General features: G+C 74.2%; 6 protein-coding genes. 3 read left to right on the top strand and 3 right to left on the bottom strand.

Annotation, left to right across the window (positions count from 1 at the left end):
- Positions 1-40 precede the first annotated feature (40 nt).
- Together E2651_RS40120 and E2651_RS40125 are read left to right on the top strand one after the other, a co-directional pair.
- Positions 41-820 carry a GNAT family N-acyltransferase gene (locus E2651_RS40120; protein ID WP_135336211.1) on the top strand — a complete coding sequence of 260 codons (780 nt, stop codon included), beginning with the start codon at positions 41-43 and terminating at the stop codon, positions 818-820.
- Positions 817-1,626 carry a lysophospholipid acyltransferase family protein gene (locus E2651_RS40125; RefSeq protein WP_135336212.1) on the top strand — a complete coding sequence of 270 codons (810 nt, stop codon included), beginning with the start codon at positions 817-819 and terminating at the stop codon, positions 1,624-1,626. Before E2651_RS40120 ends, E2651_RS40125 begins: the two co-directional genes overlap by 4 nt.
- Here the strand turns inward: E2651_RS40125 and E2651_RS40130 are convergent.
- Complete coding sequence (locus E2651_RS40130) at positions 1,598-2,962, bottom strand: hypothetical protein (RefSeq protein WP_135336216.1); 1,365 nt, start codon at positions 2,960-2,962, stop codon at positions 1,598-1,600. The two genes, E2651_RS40125 and E2651_RS40130, sit on opposite strands and share 29 nt — an antisense overlap.
- A gap of 221 nt (positions 2,963-3,183) precedes the next feature.
- Here E2651_RS40130 and E2651_RS40135 point away from each other — a divergent pair, with 221 nt between their 5' ends.
- Positions 3,184-4,440, top strand: coding sequence for a molybdopterin-dependent oxidoreductase (locus E2651_RS40135; RefSeq protein WP_135336213.1), 1,257 nt, complete (start codon positions 3,184-3,186; stop codon positions 4,438-4,440).
- 331 nt (positions 4,441-4,771) lie between these two features.
- On the opposite strand, the gene E2651_RS46250 is transcribed toward E2651_RS40135, so the two are convergent.
- Both E2651_RS46250 and E2651_RS40150 read right to left on the bottom strand, forming a co-directional pair.
- Positions 4,772-5,530: a class I SAM-dependent methyltransferase gene (locus E2651_RS46250; RefSeq protein ID WP_135336214.1), complete on the bottom strand. Its 759-nt coding sequence runs from the start codon at positions 5,528-5,530 to the stop codon at positions 4,772-4,774.
- Positions 5,527-6,155: DUF2064 domain-containing protein (locus E2651_RS40150; RefSeq protein ID WP_135336215.1), on the bottom strand; the 629-nt coding region annotated here is incomplete at its 5' end. The genes E2651_RS40150 and E2651_RS46250, both read right to left, overlap by 4 nt.

Raw genomic sequence — 6,155 nt, forward strand, 5'->3', positions numbered from 1 at the left:
GTGTACGACCCACCCTCCCCGAACGGAGAACAGATCTGTCATGCCCTCGACCCCCCTGGCTTCGGCCACCGCCTCGACGCCCGCTGCCCCCGGCGCCGTCACCGGCTCCTACGTCACCTCCATCGCCGACTCCGAGCAGCAGATACGGGCCGCGCAGCGCCTGCGGTACCGCGTCTTCGGCGAGGAGATGGGTGCCACCCTGCACACGCCCCTGCCCGGTCACGACGTCGACGCCTACGACGACCTCGTCGACCACCTGATCGTCACCGACACCACCACGGACGAGGTGGTCGGCACCTACCGCCTGCTGCCGCCCGGACGCTCCGACCGGTCCTACTCCGACGGCGAGTTCGATCTGCGCGCACTCGCGGACCTCCGCTCGTCCACGATCGAGGCGGGCCGCTCCTGCGTGCACCCGGACCACCGCTCAGGCGCGGTGATCAACCTGATGTGGTCCGCACTCGCCCGCTACGTCCTGCTCTCCGGCCACCGCTACCTGGCGGGCTGCGCGTCCGTGCCGCTGTCCGACGGCGGGAAGGCCGCCTCCAGCGCCTGGCTGCTCGGCACGTCCAAGCACGCGTCGCCGCCCGATCTGCGGGTGCACCCCCGGCGCCCCTGGACGCCCACCGAGCCGACCGTGGAGCGCCCCACCTACGCCGACCTTCCCCCGCTGCTCCGGGGCTACCTGCGGCTCGGCGCGTGGATGTGCGGGGCGCCGACGCACGACCCCGAGTTCGACGTCGCCGACTTCTTCGTCCTGCTCGACATGGAACGGCTCAGCGACCGCCACCGCCGCTACTTCCTGGGCGAGACGCCATGAGCCAGTGGGCCCCGGCGAGTCTGTGCACCCCGGCCTGCGCCAGCCAGTCAGGGCTGTCGGTGCCGCCGGGTGAAGTGGCCCGCCGGTACGCCGCGTTGGCGTACGAGATCGGCAAAGGCGCGGCGCAGGGCGAGCGGCTCGCCGAGCCCGGCGCGCTCCGGGCGCGGGCCAGGGGGGTGCTCGCCGCGCTCGGCGTCCGGCCGGCGGCGGACCTCGACCGGCTGACCGTCGGCGCCGGCCCCGCCGGCACCCTGATCGTCGCCAACCACATCTCCTGGCTCGACGTCGTCGCCCTGCTCGCCGTGGAGCCGGTGACGGTCCTCGCCAAGCGGGAGGTGGGCGGGTGGCCGGTCGTCGGCACGCTCGCCCGGCGCGCCGGGACGCAGTTCATCGACCGCGAAGGACTGCGTCAACTGCCGTTCGCCGTAGCTGAGTTGGCGGCGACTCTGCGTTCGGGCCGATCGGTCGCCGCCTTTCCGCAGGCGACGACCTGGTGCTCCGTGTCCGGCGGCCGGTTCCGCCGGGCCACCTTCCAGGCGGCGGCCGACGCGGGCGCCCCCGTACGCCCTGTGACCATCCGCTACGAACAGGACGGGGCGCCCAGCACCGCCGCCGCCTTCCTCGGCGACGAGACCTTCGCGGCCTCGCTGCACCGGGTCGCCCGCGCGGGCGACCTGACCGTGCGGATCACCGCGCACGCGCCGCTGCACGGCACCGACCGGCGCGCGCTGGCGGCCGAGGCCCAGGCGGTCATCGGCGCTCGGGAGTCGCCCGCCCTCACCACCCCGTGTGGAGCAGGTGGTTGAGCAGCAGGGCGAGCAGGGCCTGCGCGGCCAGCCAGAAGCGCTGGGTACGCGCGGGCAGGAACGCCGCAGCGGCCGGCAGCCAGGCCGCGAAGGGCAGCCAGATCCGTTCCGTCTCCGCCTTGCTCATCCCGGAGAGATCGGCGGCGGCGAGGGTGAGCAGCGCGGCGAGGACGAGCAGGGCGAGCCGGTCGTCGGCGGTGTCCTCTCCCGTACGCAGCCGGCGGCGGACGGCGCCCGGCACCCACGTCACGGTCCTGCCCAGACCCGCGACCGTGGCGAGGCCGACGACAAGGACCGTGCAGGCGAGGTTGGCCCAGACCCAGTAGCCGTACGGACGGATGCCGCCCGCTCCCTGGTAGTAGCGCTCCACCAACAGCCGGTACGCCTCCCACCAGTTGAAGCCCGCCAGGGTGAACACCAGCGGCACGACCGCGGCCCCGGCAAGGAACAAGGGGAGCGGGCGTGCGGTCCTGGCGAGCAGCAGCACCGCGGCGGCGATCACCGCGAACAGCGTCAGGCCGTAGCTGAGGTAGCAGAGCAGCCCGAACAGCAGGCCCGAGCCGAGGGCGGCGGCCGCCGGGAAGCGGGCCGTGCGGGTCGCGGCGAGCGCGAGCAGGGCGATGGTCCACGCGGCGACGGCGGCGAAGTAGCCGTCGGCCGATGTGCCGGTCCACACCGCGGCCGGGGCGAGTACGAGGAAGGGCGCGGCCCGGCGTGCGCTCGCCTCGTCGGCCAGGGCGCGCACGGTGACGAGCACCGCCGCCGCGACGGTCGCGCCGAGCGTCACGCACCAGACACCGGCCCAGGCGCCGCCGCCGAGGCCGACGCGGTCGAGGACGACGAAGGTGAGCGTGGCGCCGGGCGGATGTCCCGCCGTGTGCGCGGGCCAGTGGTCCGGCGCGTCGATCAGGATGTGCCGGGTGAAGTCCCGCAGCGCGGCGGGGATGTCGTCGAAGCGGTCGATCACCTGGAGGTACTCGTACTTGGTGGTCAGCCGCCGGGCGACGCCCTGATGCCAGCCGTCGACGAGCGCGAGGGACCAGATCCAGGCCAGGGACGCGCCCCAGCTGCCGAGGACCAGCGCCCGCCACGGCAGGCGTGCGGCGAGCGCCGGGCCGTAGGCGATGACTGCGGCGCCCACCGCGAGCGCGGCCGGGGTGCCCGGACCGATGTGCGGGGACCACTTGGCGTACAGCGGTGGCCAGTTGACGTGCAGATTGCCGTACTCGCTCTCCATGTACGTGCCGACGGCGACGGCCAGGGCGACGAGCAGCACGCCGGCCCCGGCGGTGAGCAGATCGCGGCGCGGCGGGGTGGCGCGTCTTTCTCGGGGGATCACCTCTGCACGCTAGGCCGGGAAACCCCGGTCAGGGGCGCTGGACGGGGCGGTGTCACCGATCCGTCAGATCTTGCGGCGCGGCTGCGCCGCCCTTCGGCGAGGTCTTGCGCCGTCAGAGTTTTGTCATGAGTCGTGGGCCCGTTCCGGCAGGTCGTGCGGCTTACCGTCGGCTCAGAGCGGCGGATCCCGCCTCCGCTCGTGACCGCCGAGGACGCATCATGGGCGACAAGGCACGGACCCAGCCGACCACCGGACCCCCAGGCTCGCCGGGCTTCTGGCGCAGTCCGTTGCGGGGGACGTGGTTCACCTCCGTACTGGGCGTCGTCCTGCTCGTGGGGGTGACGCTGCTCTTTGTGACGGGGCTTCTCTCGTACGCCGCGTACAACCCGAACCTGTCGCCGGTGAACGACAAGACCCCGGACAAGGGCCTGCTCGGCTTCTATCTCTTCTCCTGGCCGACCGACCCGCACTGGCTCTACCGCCTCAACCAGGGCCTGCACGTCACCGTGGGCATCGCCCTGATCCCGGTGCTGCTCGGCAAGCTGTGGTCGGTGATCCCGAAGCTGTTCGAGCTGCCGCCGGTGCGGTCGGCGGGGCACGCGCTCGAGCGGCTCTCGCTGCTGCTCCTGGTGGGCGGCGCGCTGTTCGAGTTCGCCACCGGGGTGCTCAACATCCAGCTGGAGTACCTCTTCCCCGGCTCCTTCTACCCCCTGCACTTCTACGGCGCCTGGGTGTTCTTCGGCGCCTTCCTCGCGCACGCCGCGCTGAAGCTGCCGCGGGCGGTGCGCACGCTGCGGGAGCGCGGGGTGCGCGAGCAGTTGCGTACGCACGACAAGCCGTCGGAGGGGTCGACGATGTCCCGGCGCGGTGCGCTCGGCCTGGTCGGCGGGGGTTCGCTGCTGCTGCTCGCGACGACGGCGGGGCAGAACTTCGACGGCGTGGCACGGCGCACGGCGCTGCTGGCGCCGCACGGGGGCGGTGAACCGGGGACGGGACCGAACGGCTTCCAGATCAACAAGTCGGCCGCAAGGGTGGGGATCAGATCGGCCGACACGGGCCGGTCGTGGCGGCTGGTCGTCAGCGGCCGAGGGCGTGAACTGGCCCTGAGCAGAGAGGACTTGCTGGCAATGACCCAGCACAGCGCGGCGCTGCCCATCGCGTGCGTGGAGGGCTGGTCGACGTCCGACCAGTGGTGGCGCGGGGTCCGGCTGCGGGACCTGGCCGCGCTCGTCGGGTACGAGGACCGGTCGACGGTGCCCGGAGTGTTCGTCGATTCGCTCCAGCGGCACGGCTCGTTCCGTCAGGCGGCGTTGCGCGACAACCAGGTCCGCGACCCGCGCTCGCTGCTCGCGCTCCAGGTGAACGGCGAGGACCTGTCGCCCGACCACGGATATCCGGCACGGATCATCGTCCCGGCGGCCCCCGGTGTGCTGAACACCAAATGGGTGGCCCGGCTGACCTTCGGGGAGCTGTGATGGCGGGCGGCAAGCTCCAGGAACACTTCCGTCGCGCGTACGGCGAGAGCCCGCTCCAACTGCTCCTGCTGCTCGCCTCGTTCGCCCTCGCCGGGTACGCGGGCGTGCGGCTCCTCGCGGACGACTGGCTCGCCGTCGCGGCCTGGTTCGTCGGCGCGGCGCTGCTGCACGACTTGGTGCTGGTTCCGCTGTACGCGATCGCCGACCGGGGCGTGCAGCGGGCGCTCGGCGGGCGCCGCCGGGACCTGATCAACTTCATCCGGGTCCCGGCGGCGCTGTCCTTGCTGCTCCTGCTGGTGTGGTTCCCGCTGATCGCCCGGACGGTGCCGCGCTACGAGTCGGCCACGGGCCTGCCGGCCGGGGTGTTCCTCGGGCGCTGGCTGCTGGTGACGGCGGTGCTGTTCGCGGGATCGGCGCTGTGCCTGTTGCTGCGTACGTCGCGTCGGCGGCGCAGTGCGACGAAGGAGCGGCCGCCGACCGTCCACTGATCGGCGGGGCGCCAGCCCGTCGGGCGGGCGTGGCGCAGCAGGGCCGGGGTGCCGAGCCGGGCCCAGGGGAAGGTCTCCCCGGCCGCGTCCCGGCCCCGGCCGTCGTCCACGCGGACGTGGACCCGCTCGTCGACGTCCACCGGCGCGGTCTCCGCGATGAGGAGCCCGCCGGGGACCAGGAGCCGGGCGGTCCTGGCGAGCAGCGCGGCCGGGTCGCCGCCGATGCCGATGTTGCCGTCGATGAGTAGCGCCGTGCCCCAACTCCCCTCGTCCGGAACGGAATCGAAGACCGACCGGCGCAGGGCCGTACCGCCGAGGCGGCGGGTGTGGGCGACGGCCGCCTCGCTGATGTCGATGCCCAGGGCGTGGTGGCCGAGGGCGGTCAGCGCGGCGACCAGGCGGCCGGGCCCGCAGCCGATGTCGAGCACCGCGCCCGTGCAGCGGCGCAGCGCGGAGAGGTCCGCCGCGTCGGCGGCAGCGCACCAGCGCTCGACCTCCAGGGGCAGCAGCCAGCCGTCGGTGCGCCGCAGGAACAGCGGGCCGTGGCCGTTGCGCAGGGCGTCGGCGTACGGGTCGGCGCACCACGCCACGGCGGTGCTCATCGGCGGCCGGCCGGGGTGAGGCGGGCGAGGGCTGCGGCGAATCGGCTGTCCGGCGCGTCGGCGGCGACGAGCGCGGCGTCATCGGCGGTGTCGACATCCCGCAGGACCGGCAGGTCGCGCACGCGCAGGCCGGCCGCGGTGAGGCGGTCGCGCTGGGCCGCGCCCGTGGTGGGCGTCGACATGGGGACGCCCCGCAGCAGCTCCGGGTCGGGCTCGGCGAGGCCGAGCGCCCAGAAGCCGCCGTCCACGGCCGGACCGAACCACGCGTCGGCGTCCCGCCAGGCGTCGTGGCCCAGGGCGGGGGCGAGCAGCGCGGGGGTCACCTGCGGGGTGTCCATGCCGATCAGGACCGTGGGCCCGGTGCACCCCCCGAACGCCGCGGCGAGCCGCTCGTCCAGGCCGCCCGCGCACTGCGGCACGACGTCGAAGCCCGTCGGCAGCCATGGGCCCGCGTCCCCGGCAAGGACCAGGACGCGCCGCCGGGCGGGCGCCGCGAGCACGGCGTCCAGGGTGTCACGGAGCGCGGCCTCGGCGAGGCGGGCGGCTTCCTGGGGCGTGTAGGGCGGGGTGAGACGGGTCTTCACGCGGCCGGGGAGCGGCTGCTTGGCGATGACGAGGAGGGTGG

It is taken from the genome of Streptomyces sp. MZ04, from assembly GCF_004684775.1.
Lineage (GTDB): Bacteria > Actinomycetota > Actinomycetes > Streptomycetales > Streptomycetaceae > Streptomyces.